The 19,977-nt window shown below is 35.8% G+C and carries 18 protein-coding genes; 4 read left to right on the forward strand and 14 right to left on the reverse strand.

The genetic code is table 11. The annotated features are described in order from the left end of the window. Positions 1-73: 73 nt before the first annotated feature. Entirely contained in the window at positions 74-856 is a 783-nt protein-coding gene (gene map, locus EKM64_RS07525; RefSeq protein ID WP_125677223.1) for a type I methionyl aminopeptidase, read from the reverse strand. 12 nt (positions 857-868) lie between these two features. Then, positions 869-1,381, reverse strand: a complete 513-nt coding sequence (locus EKM64_RS07530) for a GNAT family N-acetyltransferase (protein WP_225420982.1) — start codon at positions 1,379-1,381, stop codon at positions 869-871. Positions 1,382-2,166: 785 nt separating this feature from the next. Between EKM64_RS07530 and EKM64_RS07535 the strand changes: the two genes are divergently transcribed. The 4 genes from EKM64_RS07535 to EKM64_RS11400 all read left to right on the forward strand — a co-directional run bounded on the left by EKM64_RS07535 (position 2,167) and on the right by EKM64_RS11400 (position 4,566). After that, positions 2,167-2,352 (forward strand): hypothetical protein, encoded by a 186-nt coding sequence (locus EKM64_RS07535; RefSeq protein ID WP_125677227.1) that lies wholly within the window; start codon positions 2,167-2,169, stop codon positions 2,350-2,352. A 255-nt stretch (positions 2,353-2,607) separates the two neighbouring features. After that, positions 2,608-3,309, forward strand: a complete 702-nt coding sequence (locus tag EKM64_RS07540; RefSeq protein WP_125677229.1) for an O-antigen ligase family protein — start codon at positions 2,608-2,610, stop codon at positions 3,307-3,309. Positions 3,310-4,019: 710 nt separating this feature from the next. Further along, positions 4,020-4,301: a hypothetical protein gene (locus EKM64_RS07545; RefSeq protein ID WP_125677231.1), complete on the forward strand. Its 282-nt coding sequence runs from the start codon at positions 4,020-4,022 to the stop codon at positions 4,299-4,301. 46 nt (positions 4,302-4,347) lie between these two features. Continuing rightward, entirely contained in the window at positions 4,348-4,566 is a 219-nt protein-coding gene (locus EKM64_RS11400) for a hypothetical protein (protein ID WP_164505326.1), read from the forward strand. Between the two features lie 561 nt (positions 4,567-5,127). Here the strand turns inward: EKM64_RS11400 and EKM64_RS07550 are convergent. Genes EKM64_RS07550 through EKM64_RS07605 form a run of 12 tightly spaced genes read right to left on the reverse strand, consistent with a single transcriptional unit; the run spans position 5,128 to position 19,974 of the window. Beyond that, positions 5,128-6,255 carry a GH25 family lysozyme gene (locus tag EKM64_RS07550; protein WP_225420983.1) on the reverse strand — a complete coding sequence of 376 codons (1,128 nt, stop codon included), beginning with the start codon at positions 6,253-6,255 and terminating at the stop codon, positions 5,128-5,130. Then, positions 6,239-6,655: a phage holin family protein gene (locus EKM64_RS07555; protein WP_125677233.1), complete on the reverse strand. Its 417-nt coding sequence runs from the start codon at positions 6,653-6,655 to the stop codon at positions 6,239-6,241. Before EKM64_RS07555 ends, EKM64_RS07550 begins: the two co-directional genes overlap by 17 nt. A gap of 42 nt (positions 6,656-6,697) precedes the next feature. Next, complete coding sequence (locus tag EKM64_RS07560; RefSeq protein WP_125677235.1) at positions 6,698-8,035, reverse strand: coiled-coil domain-containing protein; 1,338 nt, start codon at positions 8,033-8,035, stop codon at positions 6,698-6,700. Then, positions 8,013-8,189: an XkdX family protein gene (locus EKM64_RS07565; protein WP_164505327.1), complete on the reverse strand. Its 177-nt coding sequence runs from the start codon at positions 8,187-8,189 to the stop codon at positions 8,013-8,015. The genes EKM64_RS07560 and EKM64_RS07565 overlap by 23 nt, the downstream gene beginning before the upstream one ends. A gap of 1 nt (position 8,190) precedes the next feature. Continuing rightward, complete coding sequence (locus EKM64_RS07570) at positions 8,191-8,682, reverse strand: hypothetical protein (RefSeq protein WP_125677239.1); 492 nt, start codon at positions 8,680-8,682, stop codon at positions 8,191-8,193. Next, positions 8,682-10,655 (reverse strand): hypothetical protein, encoded by a 1,974-nt coding sequence (locus EKM64_RS07575; protein ID WP_125677241.1) that lies wholly within the window; start codon positions 10,653-10,655, stop codon positions 8,682-8,684. Before EKM64_RS07575 ends, EKM64_RS07570 begins: the two co-directional genes overlap by 1 nt. Further along, positions 10,656-11,729 carry a hypothetical protein gene (locus EKM64_RS11405; protein ID WP_164505328.1) on the reverse strand — a complete coding sequence of 358 codons (1,074 nt, stop codon included), beginning with the start codon at positions 11,727-11,729 and terminating at the stop codon, positions 10,656-10,658. Then, positions 11,729-12,391, reverse strand: coding sequence for a hypothetical protein (locus EKM64_RS07585; RefSeq protein WP_125677244.1), 663 nt, complete (start codon positions 12,389-12,391; stop codon positions 11,729-11,731). Before EKM64_RS07585 ends, EKM64_RS11405 begins: the two co-directional genes overlap by 1 nt. After that, positions 12,372-14,195 carry a prophage endopeptidase tail family protein gene (locus EKM64_RS07590; protein ID WP_125677246.1) on the reverse strand — a complete coding sequence of 608 codons (1,824 nt, stop codon included), beginning with the start codon at positions 14,193-14,195 and terminating at the stop codon, positions 12,372-12,374. The genes EKM64_RS07585 and EKM64_RS07590 overlap by 20 nt, the downstream gene beginning before the upstream one ends. Continuing rightward, positions 14,195-15,121: a phage tail domain-containing protein gene (locus EKM64_RS07595; protein ID WP_125677248.1), complete on the reverse strand. Its 927-nt coding sequence runs from the start codon at positions 15,119-15,121 to the stop codon at positions 14,195-14,197. The genes EKM64_RS07590 and EKM64_RS07595 overlap by 1 nt, the downstream gene beginning before the upstream one ends. Then, positions 15,121-19,641: a tape measure protein gene (locus tag EKM64_RS07600; protein ID WP_125677250.1), complete on the reverse strand. Its 4,521-nt coding sequence runs from the start codon at positions 19,639-19,641 to the stop codon at positions 15,121-15,123. The genes EKM64_RS07595 and EKM64_RS07600 overlap by 1 nt, the downstream gene beginning before the upstream one ends. Beyond that, positions 19,642-19,974 carry a hypothetical protein gene (locus tag EKM64_RS07605; protein WP_025025103.1) on the reverse strand — a complete coding sequence of 111 codons (333 nt, stop codon included), beginning with the start codon at positions 19,972-19,974 and terminating at the stop codon, positions 19,642-19,644. Between the last annotated feature and the right edge of the window lie 3 nt (positions 19,975-19,977).

The raw sequence follows: 19,977 nt of genomic DNA on the forward strand, positions 1-19,977 counted from the left end.
TATTTTTAACAGCTTTGCAAGTGTTTTATTTTTATTTAAAAAAAGCTGTATCCTAATAGATACAGCGCGGAAACTATAGTAAATACTTAGCATCGTAATCTTTATCAAATGATGTCAAAATTTTAGGACCATCATCTGTAATAACAATTGTATGTTCATACTGACAACTTAAACTACCATCAACTGTATAAATAGTCCAACCGTCATCTCCAGGTTCACTGCATCTCCAGTCACCGACATTGATCATAGGTTCTATAGTAATCGTCATACCTGACCTTAAACGCGCTCCATGGCCAGGTTTACCATAGTGTGGCACATCTGGTAATTCGTGCATTGTGGGTCCGATACCATGTCCAATATAATCACGAACAACCCCATATCCAAGACCTTCTGCATATGTTTCAATTGCATTTCCAATATCACCAATACGATTACCAACAACTGCTTGATCAATGCCTAAATAGAGGGATTTTAGTGTTACATCCATCAACTTTTTAACTTCTGGTGAGGCATTTCCTACAACGATTGCATGACAAGCATCACTCATGTAGCCATCATACTCAATAACAGTATCCAGTTTTATCAGATCTCCATCTTTAACGATAATATCTTTACTAGGACAGCCATGACAGATCATATCATTGACACTGATACAAGTCGAATATTTGTATCCTTCAAAATTCAGCTCACCAGGAATAGCATTATGACCAATGATATATTCGTATGAATATTTGTCGATTTCCCATGTATTCATTCCAGGTTTGATAAATATTTCCAGTTTATGGAATAAACCAGTCAGGATCTCTCCTGCCTTTTCCATGCCCTCAATTTCTCTTTTTGATTTAAGTGCTATCATCTCTAAGATCCCCTACAGTTTTTTATTAAATAGAAAACAAGTCATTTTTTGGTCTGACTTTCTTCCCGGCTCCAACATTCTTCTAGCATCAAATTGTGCAAAATTTCGATGTTGGTAGAATTGATATGAACAATTACTATCAGTAAACAAGTATACCTGTTTTCCTGAAAACTGTTGCTCTAAAAACTTTAGAAGTTTACTACCTATTCCTTGACCTTTTCTCTCTGGATCAACCGCAAAGAGAGTAATTTCACCATCCAAGTTTATTTTTGATTGCAATTCTTTTAACATTGCATGATTGATCTGCTCATATGTGTAAGAATTTCTATCAAATACCATACCTATTACCCCTTGGAATGCGTCAACATAAATTTTATCCAAAATATTCTGATTGAGAAGTACCTCATCATTGAATCTCACCATTATGACACCGCAAAGTTGATCATCTTCATATGCAGCAATCGCAACAGTAGAATTGATCCATGCATCATGGACAAAATATTCGGCATATAATTTTTCGGCCAATTTTGAATTCGTATAGTGATTAAAGTTCATCCCTATTGCTGAAAATTTAGCCAGTTTGGATAGATCCTGTTTTTTTAATTGTTGAATTTTGATGGTTTGATTTCCTCCTATTTGGATAAATAAAAATCATATTTTAGTATTTCCCTATAAAACAATTCTCATTATTTTTAAATTATCTCACAAACTTATATTTTTTTATCAATTGAATCAGTTATCTATTAATTTTGTTAGGAAAATAATGGATTTTACTATCTATTCCATCCAATACAAAAAAGTGAGAAGGATATTATATCAGCATCCAAGTAACTATTAGGGACAATGCATTTTAATTACACATTACTCTTAAAATTTGACTACCTGAATTAATATTTAGTATTAATTACACTTAACACTTTGTAGAATATTAAACACTTGCTGAAAAAAGTATTTTTTATTTTATTTACGATAATATTTTCATATACACCCATATGGGTACGTTATAATGATCATATAGAAGATACGCGAACGGAATTATGGCAACAAAAAAGAACATTAACAATCGAGTTTTCAGTAAATATTTTTGAATTGATAAGGTTCCCCCATCATGTCAACAAATAAAAGCCCTTAGGGACTTGCCCTTTGTGCAATCAGTATAATATCTAGGTGGTATTAATCAATGAAAAAAGTAATCAAAACTAAGAATAGCACCATGACATTCGAACTCAATAAACCTACTAAATAGTATCAGTAGTCATCAATTTCATTGATATTAGTGGGTATAATCTATTTAATTGTGAGAGAAAAAAATGACACAAAAATATACAGAGGCAAAAAAGAAAGCCAACAAAAAATGGGACGAAAAAAACAAAGAGCGTACTAAATACATCAATTCTCATTCTCAAGCACGTGTTTTTATTAGACGATATGCCACCATTGATGATATAGAGGAGCTTCGAAGACTGCTAAACGATAAAGAAAATGAATTAAAATAACTTTTAAAGAGATAAATAAAAGAGAAAATCATGACTACCTAGAGTATCTAAATGATTCCACTTCGTATCGAGATAAAAACAAATTGGATGCCTATTGCCAGGGTATTAAATTTGGTAGCTACATTCAGTTTACGCAACACTTCAGTATACCTTCAAGCTTGGAAGGATATGGTTAAAAAGCATGTGCTTATGCAAAATTAAAAAGCAGCCGTTGGATTGACTGTTTTTTAAATATATTATTTTTTGGGGGAAATCATGGACACTAGATCATCACGTCATAAATCTAAAAAGCACCTAAATGTTAAGAACGACATAAATTGGAAGTATTTGATATATACCTTACCATTTCCAATTACACTACTAGTTTTAACTTTATTATTAAATACAAATACAACTTTAATAATAGAAGCACTACTCATTTTAATAACTATCATCATTTTCTTAATATTCATCATATTATTCTTTTTTAAAAAGCGAAAATTTGATTTTCAAATATCAATAATTTCAGCAATATCATTTTTAATGATATTTGCGTCAACGTTCTCATTCGGACCAACAAATATATATGATAATAGCGATTTAGCAATTAATGCATTTCAAAAACATCAACTAAAAGAAGCTTCTGATAAACTTAAATATGCAAAAAATGCTTCTAATACTGACAGCTATTCAAAAGAAAAAAAAGCAAAAGCTGATATTAAATCAATTGCGTCCGAGATTTTAAATCATACCGATGACAAAAAAATAAGAAATTCTATTAAAACATCCACACGTAGTGCATTAAAATCTATAGATAACGGATCTGATGTGGTATCAGATGCATCGTTTTTAATCTTGGGCGTCAATTATAGTTACATTGTATTAATGCAACATTACTCAACTAAGGAAATAAGAGAAGACAAAGGTAAATTCATTGGAGGATTCATTAAAGAATCGCATATATCAATGAACGACTAAAACCGATCCCGAACAATCCCAAAGGTATCTAATAGTGGACATTACTACATTTTTAGATTTGTATAATCGAATCCATAATTAAGATTCCATATCTAACGTCCAAACAATGATAACTTAAAAATAAAAATTATGAACAAAATTGTTGAAATCAATATTGCAGAACACGTAATCATTTAACCTGATGATAATTCAGTAAAAATAATTAGAAAATGTATTAGATCCTTTATAAATCGTGAATCAAATGGTAAACAAACAATATATCTTCAAACTATTATTTAAACTGATTTAAAGCTTATTGGTGTGATGTCCAGACATATTAATTTCATTACAGCCGCCGAAAATCAAACCACAAGTGGATTTATTAATCATGGGAGTCGGAAGTTGATTACAACAAAGAAAATTCACTTGTAGTTTGTAGTAATAGCGACTAAATATCTTAATTTATGAATTTATTGAAAATTATATGGCTAATAAAATTATCAATCTAATATTGTTGATCAAATAAGTGATGCTGATGGATTGTCTAAATTTAAGAGCTTATTAGATAATAAAACAATTACACAAGAAGAATTTGATGTAGATAAAAAGCAGGCCTTAGGGTTTTAATAAATTAAATAATGCAAAAAATAGGTCTAACGGTACTGAGTATATAATTTGATATAGATAAATAAGAGCACTTCTGAGAAAAAAATCTTGGAGGTGCTTTTGCTTTGACTAATAACAAATATTCATATGAAACCGAATTAGAAGCTATTAGGCTTTTAAATGCCGGTATCCCCGGCAGACAAATTGTTAAACAACTTGGTTTGAAGAGCGATGAACTTATTTATACTTGGAGAAAATATCTTCGTAATGGAGACTATTATCGTCTTTCGCAATCCCAAGAGAAACAATATAAATACAGCAAATGTGTGGCAGAATTGCCAGAGGTAGAACATCACGACGGAGGAATTAACAAGATGAAACAAGAACTTGAATTGGAATCCCTATAAGACTTTTGGCAATATTATTAATTAGAACTGGTCAATATAAAAACCAATGACTAAACTAACAACCGATATCACTTATTTGACATTTGGAATGGATATACTTTATTTATCTTCGATATTAGACAGCCTTAATAATAAAATAATTGCATATAAAATATCAGATTATCCAAATGAGAACCTAGTTATAAATACCTTGAACCAATTACATGAATTGCTAGGGCATAAAAATACCGCTATAACTATGCGTGCTAATGAATTATCTCAATAAGGTCTGATATAACAGCAATTGTCCCAAAAACGGCAAAAATGGGACAATTGGGACAACTTTGGGACAATGGAATACCTATTGCTAGAATAAACTAGAAAAGGTTTATATGTTTTGTTAAATATTTCACCGTCTACGAGTGTTGATACAACAACGTTTTTAGCAATTAAAGACAAAAAAATAGAACACCAAAAGATGTTCTAAAAAAAGGTATCTAAGGAGAGTACAGGATTTTAAAAAGCCTATATATCAGACCCTATTTGACATATGCGCAAAATGTGCGCAAAGCCTTATCTTTTGTTATGTTTTCCTACACATTATATGGTGAAAACATTTAGAATTGATAGTCTTTCAACAGCTCAAATTATATCACAGCTATATCTTTAAAATTAAGTTTTTTAAATAGCACAAAAAAGCCCATCACCTAAATTAATAGATGATGGGCTTTTCTAACACTATCAAAGGTAATTCAAAATCGAGGTAATTTATAATATTGTCCACGTCAATGAACAACCTTAAGATAACGCATATTATTATATTTGTCTAGCATTTACCGTTTAAAATTTATCCAGTAAATCCCGAACCTTGAGCATATTTAATAGGAATATATTCATTAGTTGCGACTTCATAAGCATAACCAATATTAGGAATGTTAACTAACTTATCTTTAGTTTGCCAGCTAGTACCGCCCTTAAATGTCTTATTAGAGTCTTTAATTGAATTCCCCTTACTATCATAAGCAAGTACACCATAATCTGAACGATAATTAATATTTACAACATTCTTAAATGTCGTTGATGATTGTGGTAATAAAATGTTTCCACCAATTAAATAGTAAGGCACGTCATTGATGACTGTGATAGTACCAGACTTCCAGTCTGTGCCACTAATTACATCAGTACCTACATTTGCTTTGCCTTCATTATTATAAGTAGTAAACGCCTTATAGCTGTTACCTTTTACAGATATCACATTACTAATAGTTTCGTTAGGGTCAACTTGTGGAGATTGTCCACCAGTGAAAAAATTGTCATAATTCTGAGAAACATCAAAATTACCATATGAACCAGCAAAATTATATGTGCTTCCCCATTGCCAAGCATGATTTCCTGAATACCAAGACTTGTCAGACGCATTGTAAGGATATGAAGCAATCCAGCCACCACTGTTAACGTCCATCTTACTGCCTAGCCATGAACTCATAGTATAAACATCCGAACGATATCCATACTTAGCAACTTGATCCATAAATGCTTTGTTATTAGCATTATTAGTTGCTCTTGATAATCCATTTTGCTCTTGTGCTTCCACATCAGTGATCAACACTGAACCAATTGGTAAACCGTCAGCTTTAGCCATTTTACCAGCATAGTCAGCCTCATTGATAGCACCTTGAACCGTTGTATATCTAGCAAAATGATAGCCATTGATATATAGTCCTGCCGCTTGAGCCGTAGCAATATTATTTGAAGCCGTGTAATCATGGTAGTAAGTACCTTCGGAAATCTTGGTGGTAACAGCCTTTACACCATAATTATCACGCATATCTACAAAGTTGGCCGTAGTCATATATCCGTTGTGATTGGATACATCTACCATGTCGGTTCTAGCTGCTTGCACATTTTGAGTGCAAAAAAATAAGCCTGCAATAAGCAGACTTACAATATAGATTAATTTATTTTTTAGTTTCACTATTATCACTCCTATTTCTTAGTTTCTCCAAATTATCTGTAATCCAATTTGGAAGTGGAATACCCATAATTCCTAAATTTTCTACAATTGAAATACCATATTGACCGATAAAAAACATTAAGAACAGGTTTGCATAGTTGGCTAATCCCCAACAATCTACTAAAGGATAAAAAATAACTGCTATACCGGCTATAACAGTATGTTTAATAAGTCCTTTTCTCCCCGTAGTTGAGTTTACTCGCTCATTAGAGCTCTTAAAGAATCCTTTTAAAAATCCAGTAGCTAAATCAACTAAAATAATAATAATGAATGTTGTGAACCAAGGATTCTCAGTCAACTTTTCAGCAGCAACCCACCATTCCATAAACCCGATGTGCGGTGCTGGTGTTGGTGCATACATATATTCATCTCCTAAATTTTTGTACTAAAAAAGGAACTAGCCTTAGCTAATTCCTGTAATTTTCAAGTTAACTGTTTTGCCAGTGTCATCTGTTGCTGTGATGGTTTTACCACTCATCACTATATCTTCTGGAGCTGGTGTCCAATCAGTTGAAATATTTCCCTTTTCAAGTTTATATCCAGAAAATTGAACGGTGGCAGGTACTTTGTCCAATTCAATAGGTGAGAAACTGATTGTACTATTTGGATTTAAGAACTTAAATGTCACAGAAATTCTTTTCCAATTTTGCCCAACGGTTCCTGCATCTATTGCAGAATCAAGCCCAAAAAAGTTTATTTCAGCCGTAACGTTGGTAGTAGTTCTTGCATATGATGAAAATGTCCAACTTTGTGAAGTATCATCAAGTAAACCTCTTTCTTTTAAGTTATCCACTGAATATTTTGGCCCACCCCAATTCACATTTGTTTGGGCAATCTTAGTACCATTAAAACTATCATTTAAGACATCTCCAAAAATACCTATGTTTCTTAACCAATAGTTTTCATTATAGTTTTCTGAATCTAATAGATAGTTCCTTCCACCAATTTCAAGAACTCCTAAAGCATCTAATCGAGCCTTTAAATCTGAAATTGATTGAGATACTTTGGCTTGCTGATCAGCTGTGAAACTAGCATTGGCCGCAATAATTTGTTTTTGAACACCATCCAAAAATGAATTAACGGGAGCTATTTGTGCCTTGATAGCCGTAATTGTAGTATTCAATTCATCACTATTATTTTGCAAATCTAATTTTTTAGCAGACAAATCAGCGGCAATGCTTTCTACATTTTCTTCAGCAGCATCTATGATTGGTTGGTACTGTGCTTTAGCTTCATCCAAAGAATTATTCATGAGTAATTTGAATTCCGTTGGAATATCAAGACCAGCAATTTGGGACTTCATTTGCTGGATTCTACCGAGCCAGTCATTTTCGGTATCAGTTAAGAACTTATTGATATTTTCGATGCCCGGAATGTAGCTGACTGAAGTATCATCAAGCTGCGTACTTGGAATGATTGAGATATCAAATCCACATGTGGTTACCTCATTATTGATCATAAAATAAGCATCTTGAATGTTACCGACAGATTCCGTTAAATGATCACTTACAGGATAATCGATCACGCTACCATTAACATTTGCTGGGTCATTAGAAACAATTGTCCCATCGGGCTTTTTTGCTACAAAGGTAGCAAAATCAATCTGTAAGTTTTCGTCTCCCCCATTTAAGACAGTTGCTTCAATAGTCACATCACTTTCGCCTTGACGCAGAATAATTGGTTCATTACTGACCACAGCGTCTTTACGAATATCAAGGCTAATTTTGGCTATTCTTATCATCTGCTTCGCCTCCGTCAACCTTGCCTGACGTGTCATAATCTTTACCTGTAATATCTTTATAATCATCTTTTGAGATGACCATAGGCACATAGCCAACGATGTCAGCGGCCTTGAGTGTTCCCCATCCAAATTCCATTTTAAGTAATCCAATCATATTATTTTCCTCCATTATCTGTTGTAGTTGATGTATCTGGTTCAGTGCTTAATGTTGTGTCTGGTGCTGGTGCTGGTGCTGGTGCTGCCTTCATTCCAATGACTTCTTTGGTCAATTGTGTAACTGCTGATTGAAGTTCATCACTAATATTCTTTTGATCAGCGTTATCAGCCATCAAGCTCAAATTCTGCTTGGTACTTGTTGTTAAAGCTGTCTTCAAATCTTCGATAATTTTAGTTAGTTGCAAATTTTGAAGAGTTAACTTAGTTAATACATCGTTGTGTTCTTCGTCTGGTGTCATATTTGTTGATTTATGAACCAAAGCATTATCAGTGGGGCGAATAGTCCAATTGAATTTCTCTGAAATAGAAAAGGTTGGGTCATCTTCTACGACAATCCAACCTTTGTTTTTATCCTGATAAAGTGATGAGGGATATTCTGCAATATCAGTAATATTTCCATCATCATCTTGTTTAAAAGCTACTTTAACCATTATTCTCCCTCCTTATAGTTAGTTACGTATGCTATATGTGGCAACGATTTAGGAATAGCTGCGATAATCGCATCAACTGTGTTTAAACTGCTACTACCTTGACCAGCAGCCAGATTACCTTCGACTTCAACAGTCCCATTACTAAATGAAAATGAAAGCGATGTACATCCGACGTAATAGTATAGACTACCATTTGGGTAAGTCGCTTTATAATTTTTCCATGTCCCTTGATAATAAGTTTCAACGTCATTCCCACCAAGATATGTCTTTAAGGGACTATCCAAAAGGCTATAATTAGAAATTCCGTTAAGAATGTACTGCTTAGGAATCCTAACTACACTTGGTAGATCCATATATGCCAATCTAGCTCTATAAGTACTATCTGCTGAAGTAGCCGGATCTACAAAATGTATTTCTAACCCGTCTCCGATATTGCCAAAATCTTTTGATACTCCAACAAGCGAAGCACTAGTTGAATCTCCAACGAATAAATAACTTCCGACGGTCAATTGTGAAACCTCTTTTTGACTTGCGTAGGAATTAACATAATCTACGATTAAGTCAAATGTTGATATTAAATTATCGTCTTTATCTTTTATTGAACCTTGTGTTGTACTAATGTTCATTGTTCCATCATCATTAAATTTAAAACTGACTGAAGGATTAGTAACAATATCTCCTTCTTTAATGTCACGAGAAAATACTTTGGTCAATTTAAATCCTATGTAAGATTGATTTGGTTGTAAATTATTATAAAAAAGATATCTTACTCCTGGAGTCCCTTTTGCAAGAACTCTATTATTTTTATCAAGTAAGACCAAGGAATAGCCCGGGGTATTATCTTGGGTGTCTATTACGATACCGGTACTTCCTATTGTTACAATATTATTGGTTACATTCGGATAGCCACTTGCTGGGAAGGTTCCCGGATTCGTCCAATTCACAACACCGTTATATTGAAAAGTTGGCAACTTAGTTGGTACGCTCTCGTCATTTGCTAAAGTAGTAATTTGAACGACTGGAATTGTATTAGACGCTGGATTACCGTTAATATCCTCATATCGAACAGTAAATTGTCCCCGCTTATATATCGTTGCCGGGTTCAAACCGTCAACTTCAATAATACTAATATCCATAGGACCAACCGCATATTTTTCATTATCCTTATAAACAACTAATCTCGTCCCAGTTCTATTTGATTTTTCATATAAAATCCTGTTTCTATCCAAAATAAAACTCGTACTAGTGATATTTGTCGCAGCTATACTGGTCTCAGGATTTTGGTATCCATCTCCAAAATTATAACGTGTTATTTTCGTACTCGAAACGTCTTCTCTGGAATTAAATCCGGGAATTTGAAGTATTGGCCCTGAGATTAGAGTTTCTTTAGACCCATCACCGCTTAATTCCACTTTTAATATATCTTTAGATGCTAAACGTCCCTTCTTTAAAGAAATTGGAATTGGGGATGTTGTTGAAAACTTGTTCAATCCGGCCTCACCATTCGTAATTTGAATTTTCTTAGGTGTAGTGGACTTACCATTAAAATAAGGAGTTTCCACCATACTTAATTGTGCTTGTAACCCGTCACCCAATCCATCTAAATTCTCGCCTAAATCTTGATTAAAGGTAACTGTAGTATCGGCGTTTGTATTAGATGGACCTTGCCAAAGTTTAAAACGCTTAGTAACTTCGCCCTTGTTAACGTCACCAGGGTATACATCGTCTCCAACAGTTTCGTGACCGGGATTGGTTGTAGTTCCAGTGTTTCCGCCTGTGTTTCCACCTGTTGAACTACCGGAACCATTTCCTAACCATGACGAATATAATCTTATTCTGTTTGTTGTATGATTACCTATTGACTGATGTATTACATTCCCGTCGTCGTCAGCAATTTCAACAGCAAGTGGCATTTTCTTCAATAAATTTCTTGCTTGTTCGTCTTTAACAATAGCTGTATTAGTATCTGACATTTACATATCTCCTTCTAACATTTTATTCATCTGATCCATTTTTGAATCAGTAGCTGGATCACTTTTACCAATTGATAAACCGCCGGTATCAAGAATATCTTGCATAACAGTTTTAGCGTTATCTTGCGTTACAACACCGGCAGACTTAATATCTTCGGCATTAGCAGCGATATCGGCCTTATTTTGAGTTATGTCATCATCGTTCTTTCTTTGGCGATCTTCGAGATCATTTAAGGACTTATCGACCTCATCTTTATGAGCGGTGCTGTCAGATACCAATTTATCAATTTTGGCTTGGCTATTTTTGGTATCGGTGTCTAACTGTTCTTGATTGGCTTTGATAGCAGTGTCCGTTTTATCATTCATATCCTTAATAGCCTTATCGGCGGTATCGTTCAAACTAGCAATATTGTTCTGCATAATACCAACGTATAAGGATTGGTAGAACGCTAATTGCTTTTGGCCAGATTTAATTGATTCATCAAAATTAACTAATAATCTATTTAATTCCGAAACATAATTAGCGTGTTTCTCTGGAATGGCTACATCATTATTAATAATTTCTAAATCGAAATCCAAAGTTTGAATTACTTTAGTGCGTTCTGGATTTTCGATAAGGAAGTGTGCCGATTGATAATGTCCAGCATTTTGAGTGATAGCTGCTTCAGGTTGCCAGCTCAATACGCCTAAGGACGCTTGAGTTCCGTCAAATCCTTCATCTGAACGGACATAAGATCCTGTTGCGTCTGTACCCTCAAAACTAACCAACTTATTAATTAGGGTACTATCGTCCATATCAAAACTGGATAGATCATATAGAGATACGCCGCCCCAATTTTTATTTGATTTTAAGAAATTAATTTCAAATGTGTTACCGCTCGAAGTACCTTGAATTAACCAGGCATGTTGAAATTCTCGACTGTTTAACAGAATATTTTCAATTCCGTTTGGACCTAGATGTTCATGCTCATCCTGCGTATATTGTGCTGGTAAATGGAATCCTTCCGCTAGATCAACGCAGAAAAATAATGGTTCGACTGCCGGAATATTCATCTTCATTTCTACATTTGACATTAAATATCACCACCTTTGTTTAATTCTGAATTCATTTCTGCAAGTTTTCGGTCAACTTCTAGATCGTCATCAGAATACTGTTGACCATTTCCGGTATAACTAGGAGCGTGTACACCGTTTGAGATTGGACTATCACGAAGTCGACTTTCAATATTAGAAAGTCTTTGAGATAAGTTACTTGTCTCTTTACCTACTTCACCGCTGACTTCATCGGCTATCAATTCAGATAACGATGAAACTAATGCTTCACCAGTTGAATTACCGAAAGCACTAAAATAAGCGTTAATCGACTTTTGATTACTAACAATTATTGCTAGATCTTTCAAAATTAGATTTAACGCTTTTTCTATGGTTTCGATATTAAAATTCTCTGAGTGGAACATTGACGAACCGTATAGTTCCGACGTAATACGATCTAATTTAACAGTTAGACCGTCAAAGCCTTCAATGTCTTGCAACTCTGGAACTTTTAATTGTGTAGTTTGGTCAGTGTCGATCAGCTTATATTTTTTGGCAATTATATTACCGTCTGGATCTTTACCCAAAATCTTGAGCGCCATTTTGCCACCTTCATCAAATATTGATCTGCCGGTATCAACAGTTTTGGTAATTCCGTCTAATGTTGAATTACCAGACACGAATTTAATTTGAGGTTGTACCATTTGATTCCTCCTTATCTTTATTTATTTGATCAGTTAAATCTTTTTGCTTTTTATTTAAATCGCTAAGTTTAGCGTTTTGACGTCTAACCGTCTTAGTTAGAAGTTCAATATTACGGTTGGCCAAACGGAGTTTATCTGAATTTTCAAAGTTAATATTCTTTCGTGACAACTTTGAATTGTCCAAACTTACGGTCATCGGCGAATCATTGTTAAGAGGATTGCCACTGATACCGTTCAACGTAACCATAAGTTTTAGTCCTAGTGGCTCTGCGTTTAGAAACATAGTGTCACCAATGTTTAACTCATCGTCCTGTTGGCTCAAGTTAACAGTTAATTCAACAATAGGATCAACTTGCATTACTGAATCTGCATATTTCTTCATGGATTCAACGTCCTTGATTTGATCATTAGTAATGTCTTCACCAACGATTAAACCGTGCTCTGACTGTGAGGCCGAATTGTAATAGAAAAATGGTTCAAAATAATACTTTACTTCGTCCGTATCCGTTGTGACTGTGCCATCTGTAGCAGTTTCCGTGGACTTGGGTTCTACATCAGTATCGCCATCGAAGCTAATATCATCAGCACAAACCCATTCATTTGTTGCCACACGATACCATGTTTTTCCACCATACCCATCTGATACGGTTCCATCAATCTTCCATTGACTTCCGTTAGACAGCGTCTTGCCAGAAATTTCATGTTGACCAGAATATGGAGAATCATAAATTTTTGCAAAAGTTGGCGTTGTAGTAGTTTGATTGTCACCAGTACCAGTGGTTATGTCAGCAGCCTTAATGGTACCTTGACCCCAGACCTGTTCAATAACTTGTTGTTCTGGCTTGACATCTCCAGACTTATCAAATGAGAAATATTTTTCGCTTACCCATTCGTTTGTGGCAACACGATACCAAACAACACCATCAATAGATATTTGTTTATCAATAGCCCATTTACTACCATTTGGCAATTTTTGGCCGGTTAAGTTATTTCCTACCGGTGAGCTATAAACGGGTGCTCCACCATCTTCCATAGTTGAAATAGTTCCTATGGAATTACCAGTAGAAGTTGCTGCCAATGTGCTAGATGATCCAGTAGAATCACTGGTTGATGTTCCATCAGCTGTTGAACTGTGGGAATCGTCAACTGTAGCACCATACAACATAGCCCCATTGACCATTGAAGTGGAGTCTACCGATAACTCAATGTCATTTGTATTGTGAGACCAGATGAATTGACGGTTGGTAGCATTCTTATATGAATTCTGATCATAGATTAAAACCGTTTTTCCATTTGGAAGCCAACGTGCTCCATATGAATCAACGGCTTTTTGAATTGCATCTAAACCGGAGCAGTTACCCCAATCCGTAATATCAACGGTGGGAAAGCTTCCATTAATTTGATATGAATATCCTGAATTGTACTGACTATCAAAGACAAACTTCATCATTGAATCAATGGAATAGCTTTGGCTGCCCTTATTAACGTTGAATTGTCTAAAATTTTGAATGCCAAAGATTTCATGTGTCGCGGTGACATCTTTAGTAACAAAATCATCCACGTATTTAGATACGCACTGCTTGATTTGATACTTTTGGCCGTCAAAGATAATGTAAGCATCGTTCTCCAACAAGTCGAATGAAATACCATTCTTTTTTGTAAGAAATGCTGTAAAAGACAGCTGAAATGTCGAACTAACCTGCTTATCTATTTTAAATGTGTCTTCATTTAAGCACGTCAACCATTCTTCGTGCTGGCCATCGAATGATAGAACGTAAATTTTGTGTCCGTTGAAAGCTGGCATTAAAAATAGATGAAATAGAATTCAAAGGCAATATCTGAGTTTGTTAGGCCAGAAATTTCAAACTCGTTATCACCTTTTACTAGTGAAATTGTTCCGTGATTACTATTGATTCCATCAGGCTGACCGTTTAAATACGGGTCAACTCCATCAAGAATAAGCTCATCATTTTCACCTAGAACACGGTTATAAGTAAACGATTCACCAGTAGTTTTATTAGTCAAAGTTGGTGAGCCAGAACCTTTAATGTGGATTTTTAGATAATGATTTTGTCCCAATGGATCAATATCAATTGAACTTGGATTATAAATAGAAAACTTCTCTTCTTTGGATTCATAAGAAATATCTTTATTAGGTATTCCCATTCCATAAGAAAAGAAGTTTTTTTCTTTATCAAAAATTTCTAATGATGTGCCCACACTCTCACGCATACCTGTGTAGTTGTTGAAAGTAATAACTATCGTTGCTTGTTTTTCATTAACATATGTCGGAGCAAAAACTTTAGTTTTAACTCGATACTTGAATGAAGGCTCATTGCCAAACACAATCCAAAAGCCTTTCCGATCCATAAAGAAATCATGTAGAGCAGCATATAGCATCCGGAATTCTGCTTCACTATTCCCGATTACTTCCCAGGTGGAAGTAATATCTCGACTATCAAACGAAGACGACGTTAAATGTTGACCATCTCGAGTATTGATTTTCTGCCAATTCTCTACAGGATTAGTTTGAGCTATATCCCAATCATAGCAATGAACACCGAACATATCTTCAACGTCAAAGTACGAAGTCCAATCAATTCCCTCATCACTTATAGCAACTTCAATTGGATCAAGTGGTAATCTCGATGGATTATCACGACCGTTTGAAAAGCCATAAGCATGAGGCTTAGGATTAGTCATTTCATCTTTAAATACCTGATTTGTCATTATTGTCTATCACCTCGCTGGTATGCATAGATATCTGTATTACGTCTGTTTTGCTGATTTAAATTGCTATTGGTTCTAGCAATGTTAATTTCAGGAGCAAAGTTCTTGCCTTCGATAGAACCTAGTAGATTAATGACAATATCCAGTTTTTGACCAAGGTCAGCGCTGATATTGCTTGTTAAACTTGAGGATCTAAATTCTGGGTGATAATCTGCCATTCTCCCCATTAAATCTCCTATTAATGGGATAGCTGATGGCTTAGAAGGATTAATTGCAAATTCGTCACCAGCTTCACCGATAATGGCATTAGTAGCACCAAAGACATGTCCACCGTTAGCCATTAATCTTGGACCAGAAGGACCACTAGCTGAACCACGCCATTCACCATACTTTCCGTTGTAGCCCATACCCATATCAGAACGCCATGTAGCATCATTGAATAACGCTATCAATTGATCCAATGGATTCCAAATATCCTTGTGTCCAGGCATAGCGTAACTATTAAATGTTGGGTCAATATACTGCAAAATTCCTTTTGATGGTGTACCGGCTTTGGCATTATTATCAGTCAAATTAATAGCGTGTGGATTACCGCCAGATTCATTGCCGATAATACGTTCAATCATGTCCACATTGAAGTCAGTGATTGATTGATGCATGTAATCGGCTGCAGCTCTAATCATTGAACCATACGCTTTAGCTGGTCTAGCACCACCAACAGCAGATTGAGCTTCTAACTCTTGATCCTTTAGCTTGTTCATTTGGTCTTTAAACCAATTGATTGATTGTTTAACAACGTAATGACCGGCTGGAGGAGCGAACACATTACCGAATTTAGTTGACTGAGCAATTTTAGACGTGGCTTTATCCCAAACAGATGTTAGATTTCCTAACGGATCTTTTAAGAAAGAAGTAATACCTTCAAGCTTATCCTTGACCCATTTGCCCATGTCGCTTAGCTCACCTTTGACCCAGTCACCGACACCATTTGCATAATGTGGAACTGAACTAGGTGCGAATCTTCTGGCTGTTTCAGTAGCAGGTACAACTGTAGCACCCGGTTTCAAATCAACCATGACATTGCGCATTTTAGGAATGATTCTCCAAGGCTCACCAGGGTTCTTAAATGCTTCCTCAAATACTGAACCTTTTTGATCATTAATAAGTGCAGGACCACCGGGGTGGTAGCCAACACCACTAGCATATTTGATAGGTGCAATTGATTGAGCTTTACCACCGAAGAATTTAATGACGGTATTGATTCCGCCAATACCACCGTTAATCGCACCAACAACGCCGCTCATAGCATCGTGAGCCCAGCCTTTAAATTTATCAAATATCTTTTTAAAGAAGTCGGCTACACTTTGCCACATGGAATTCCAACCTGATTTGAAACTAGAGCTAAACCCGGACCACCAAGAATTAATTCCAGCAGTGAAATCATCGTAGGCGCTATGCATGTTTTTCCAGTTATCATGCATATCGGTCTTTCTGTCTTTCCAGCCTTGATTCCAGTCTTTACCAAACGAAGTTGAAAATCCAGACCACCATTTACCTATACCTGTAGTGAAATCATCATAGGCACTGTGCATGTTCTTCCAATCGTCATGCATATCAGTCTTTCTATCTTTCCAAGACTTATCCCACTTCTTGCCAAAGTCCTTAGAAAATCCAGACCACCATTTAGATATATTTTTATCCCAACTAGATGTTGTCTTTTGTGTGTCTTTCCAAAAGTTATCCCATGACTTACCAAACTTAGATTTCTTTAATGACTTTTCCATCGAATCTAAAGAATTGCTAAATGATTTAGCAAATCCTTTTTTGCCATTAAATACGCTTCCAAGTTCATCAGACCATTTTTCCATGGCCTTCTTTGTTCCTTTATCCTTCTTGAGCCATTTAGAAACGCCAGCAAAAGTTCCGGTAATATTAGCTAATAAGCCTTTTTTACCTTTAGTTGCATTTTTAACAGAACTCTCAAGGCCAGACATCCATTTATCAAAGCCTTTTTTAGTTGACTTGTCCTTGAGTAACCAATCTCCGACACCTTTAAAAGCGCCAACTAGATTGTTTCCGAGACCTTTTTTACCTTTAGTAGCTGCTTTGACTGATTTTCCAAGTCCTGATACCCACTTAGTAATGCTTTTGCCAGTCTTAGTATCCTTTAAAAGAAAGGCACCAATACCCAAAAATGGGTTGGCCAAAGTAAGAAGTATTTCTTTTTTATGCTTACCCATCCAAGTAGTGATACCCTTTGTCCACTCAGCAACAGCATCGCCAGCTTTACGTGAGTAATAACCAGCTTTTTGGATAATTCCTTTTGGTGGCTTAGCCCCCTTACCGGCTTTATTCCAGCCATCAGTGAACTCTTTAGCTGCCTTACCACCATACTTACCTAAAGTACGTCCAATCAATGCACCAACCGCTTCACCAGCTGGACCACCGAGCATAAAGCCAATTCCACCACCGATTGCTCCACCGGCAGCCTTACCAAAGCCTTCAAATTTCTGTTCTGGATTCTTTGCTTTTAACGCTCCCACAATGTCAAGCCCAGCAGTGGCAGCAACACCGGTTGTAACACCGGCAGTTGCTAATTTAGCACCAGTAGACATATTTCCAACACTTGTACTAGATAACTTACCGCCTTGAAATCCTTTTCCAATGAATTTAAACAAACTACTAAAGTTATTTTTTGTTCCTGAAATAAATTCTGCTATTTTAGCTTTAGAATCATTCAATCCGGTAACACCAAATCTAAGTACCTTTTTAGCGTTATCACCCTTTCCAACAACTTTAGTAAGTAAGCCACCTTCTTTACCACCAATACCAACAATCTTTAATAGTGGATCGAAGGCGCCTTTGGCAAGCTTAAAACCCTTCATTGCTACAAAATAACCAGCGATAGCTTTGATAGCGGTTTTATGCTTAGCGATAGAACTCAATATACTTTCAAAAGTTTTTAAAGGATCAGCTGAATTTTTAGCATTTTTATCTGTTAACCCAAACATATTAGCAATGGTTTTCATGATAGACTTCATATCACTCCAAACAGCTTTACCGAAAATTCCTACGATGGTTCCTAAATCCTCAGCAATATCAGAAATAGTTCCTTTATGCTGAGAAAGATATTTGATAATGGAACTTACATGTTGAGACAGCTTAGCCAATCCGTTTCCGGCGTCGGTTAGTAATCCCTTGAATGCTGATGAATTTAACTCATCAGCTATATCAGATAGACCGGTAGTCTTTTCCTCAACCAATGGCTTCATTAATGTCCCTTTAGCAGATGTCCAACCAGATTTAATACGGGCAATTGCTCCTTCACCAGTCTTGCCGAACTTATCAAAAGTATCTGATGAATGTGCGGCAACTTGAGTCATAGCATATTCAAATTTTTGTGATGTGATATCACCATTTGAAACAGCTTTAGTTAACTGATCTTGAGTCATCCCCAAAGCTTTTGCTAACTCACGCGGCAACGCTGGCACTGCTTTAGACATTCGTGTATAAGCCATGGTAGAAAGCTTACCTGATGCTTCAACTTTTGCATAAGACGAAGCCAAACCGTTTGCAGCATCTTCACCCTTGCCTGATTCTATTGCCAAGCTTGAAAATGCTCTAGTCAGATTTTGGGTAGTAGTAAAACTACCAGAAAATCCATAAATTTTCTTTTGCAAGTCATTGATTGCACCAGCAGAAAAACCAGTGGCACTTCTTAATTCAGCCATAGAGCCAACCATAGCTTTAGTTTGACCGGCAGAAAGCCCCATGCCTTCCCAGACACGATTAATCTGTTCACCAGCTTCTGCTACCTGCATACCACTTTGGGCAGCAGAAATAAGGCCACCAGACATTGCTTGCAAGCCACTCAGAACAGCGCCACCAATTAATGAACCACCGATAATTGACTTAAATCGACTAGTTTTTTCCTTAGCTGCATCCATCCGACTACTAAATCGTTCAAGACTTGTATTAGCACTAGATGTATCTGCCGTAACTTTTGTATTGATGTGATCTGGAATATTCTTTGCAACACGTTCAAAATCTTCAAATGCAGCCTTGTGCGCAATTGCATTTAATTGTGTACGTGCTTCTTTTGGAACTTTGTCATACCACTCTTTGAACGTACGAAAGCCAGTATCGTTTAGTTTTGCCTTTAACTCAGTCTGCTGACTTTTTGGCAATGATTTTAGATCTGATTTATATGCTTCAAATCCATTTTGTTCAACGTTTGCCTTTAACTTTGTATATTTATCCTTAGGCAATGCCTTCATATAGCTGTCAAACGTATCAAAGCCGCTCTTTTCAGCCATAGCATTCAACTTAGTTTGAACGTCTTTAGGCAGGCCCTGAAGTTTTTGGTTAAAGGTAACGATTTTCTGCTCATCAGCAGTAGCATCAAGTTTTACGTTCTTATCCTTGATGTTATCCATTGCTTGTTTAACTCTCTGAGCAGTCGGAGTTAACTGATCTTTACCAAGAAAATTAATAACTTTGTTTACTACGATATCTGGCATCTATTCTCGCCCCCTTTCCATGACCAGATCATGAAACGCTTTTGCACTGATTTGTTTTCTTTGAATGTTGTCCGATTCCTTGCCAAAATTGGTAGCAAAATCTTTAACCTCGAAAAGTGAAGATTCAATTGATCGATTTTGTGTTTCAATATCTTCAATCAGACCTACTGGTCTTACCATTGAGGATTTAAGACGCTCATTCTCAAGATCGTCATATTGAGCAAGCAACGCTCCACGACACAAATCATTAAATTCAAAGGGAGTTAACTTCCAAAAATCATCAATATTTGTAATACCGATAATTCTTCTAGCTCTACTTATCTGCTCATCCAAATC

The sequence above is a fragment of the Companilactobacillus keshanensis genome (assembly GCF_003946205.1).
GTDB classification, from domain to species: domain Bacteria; phylum Bacillota; class Bacilli; order Lactobacillales; family Lactobacillaceae; genus Companilactobacillus; species Companilactobacillus keshanensis.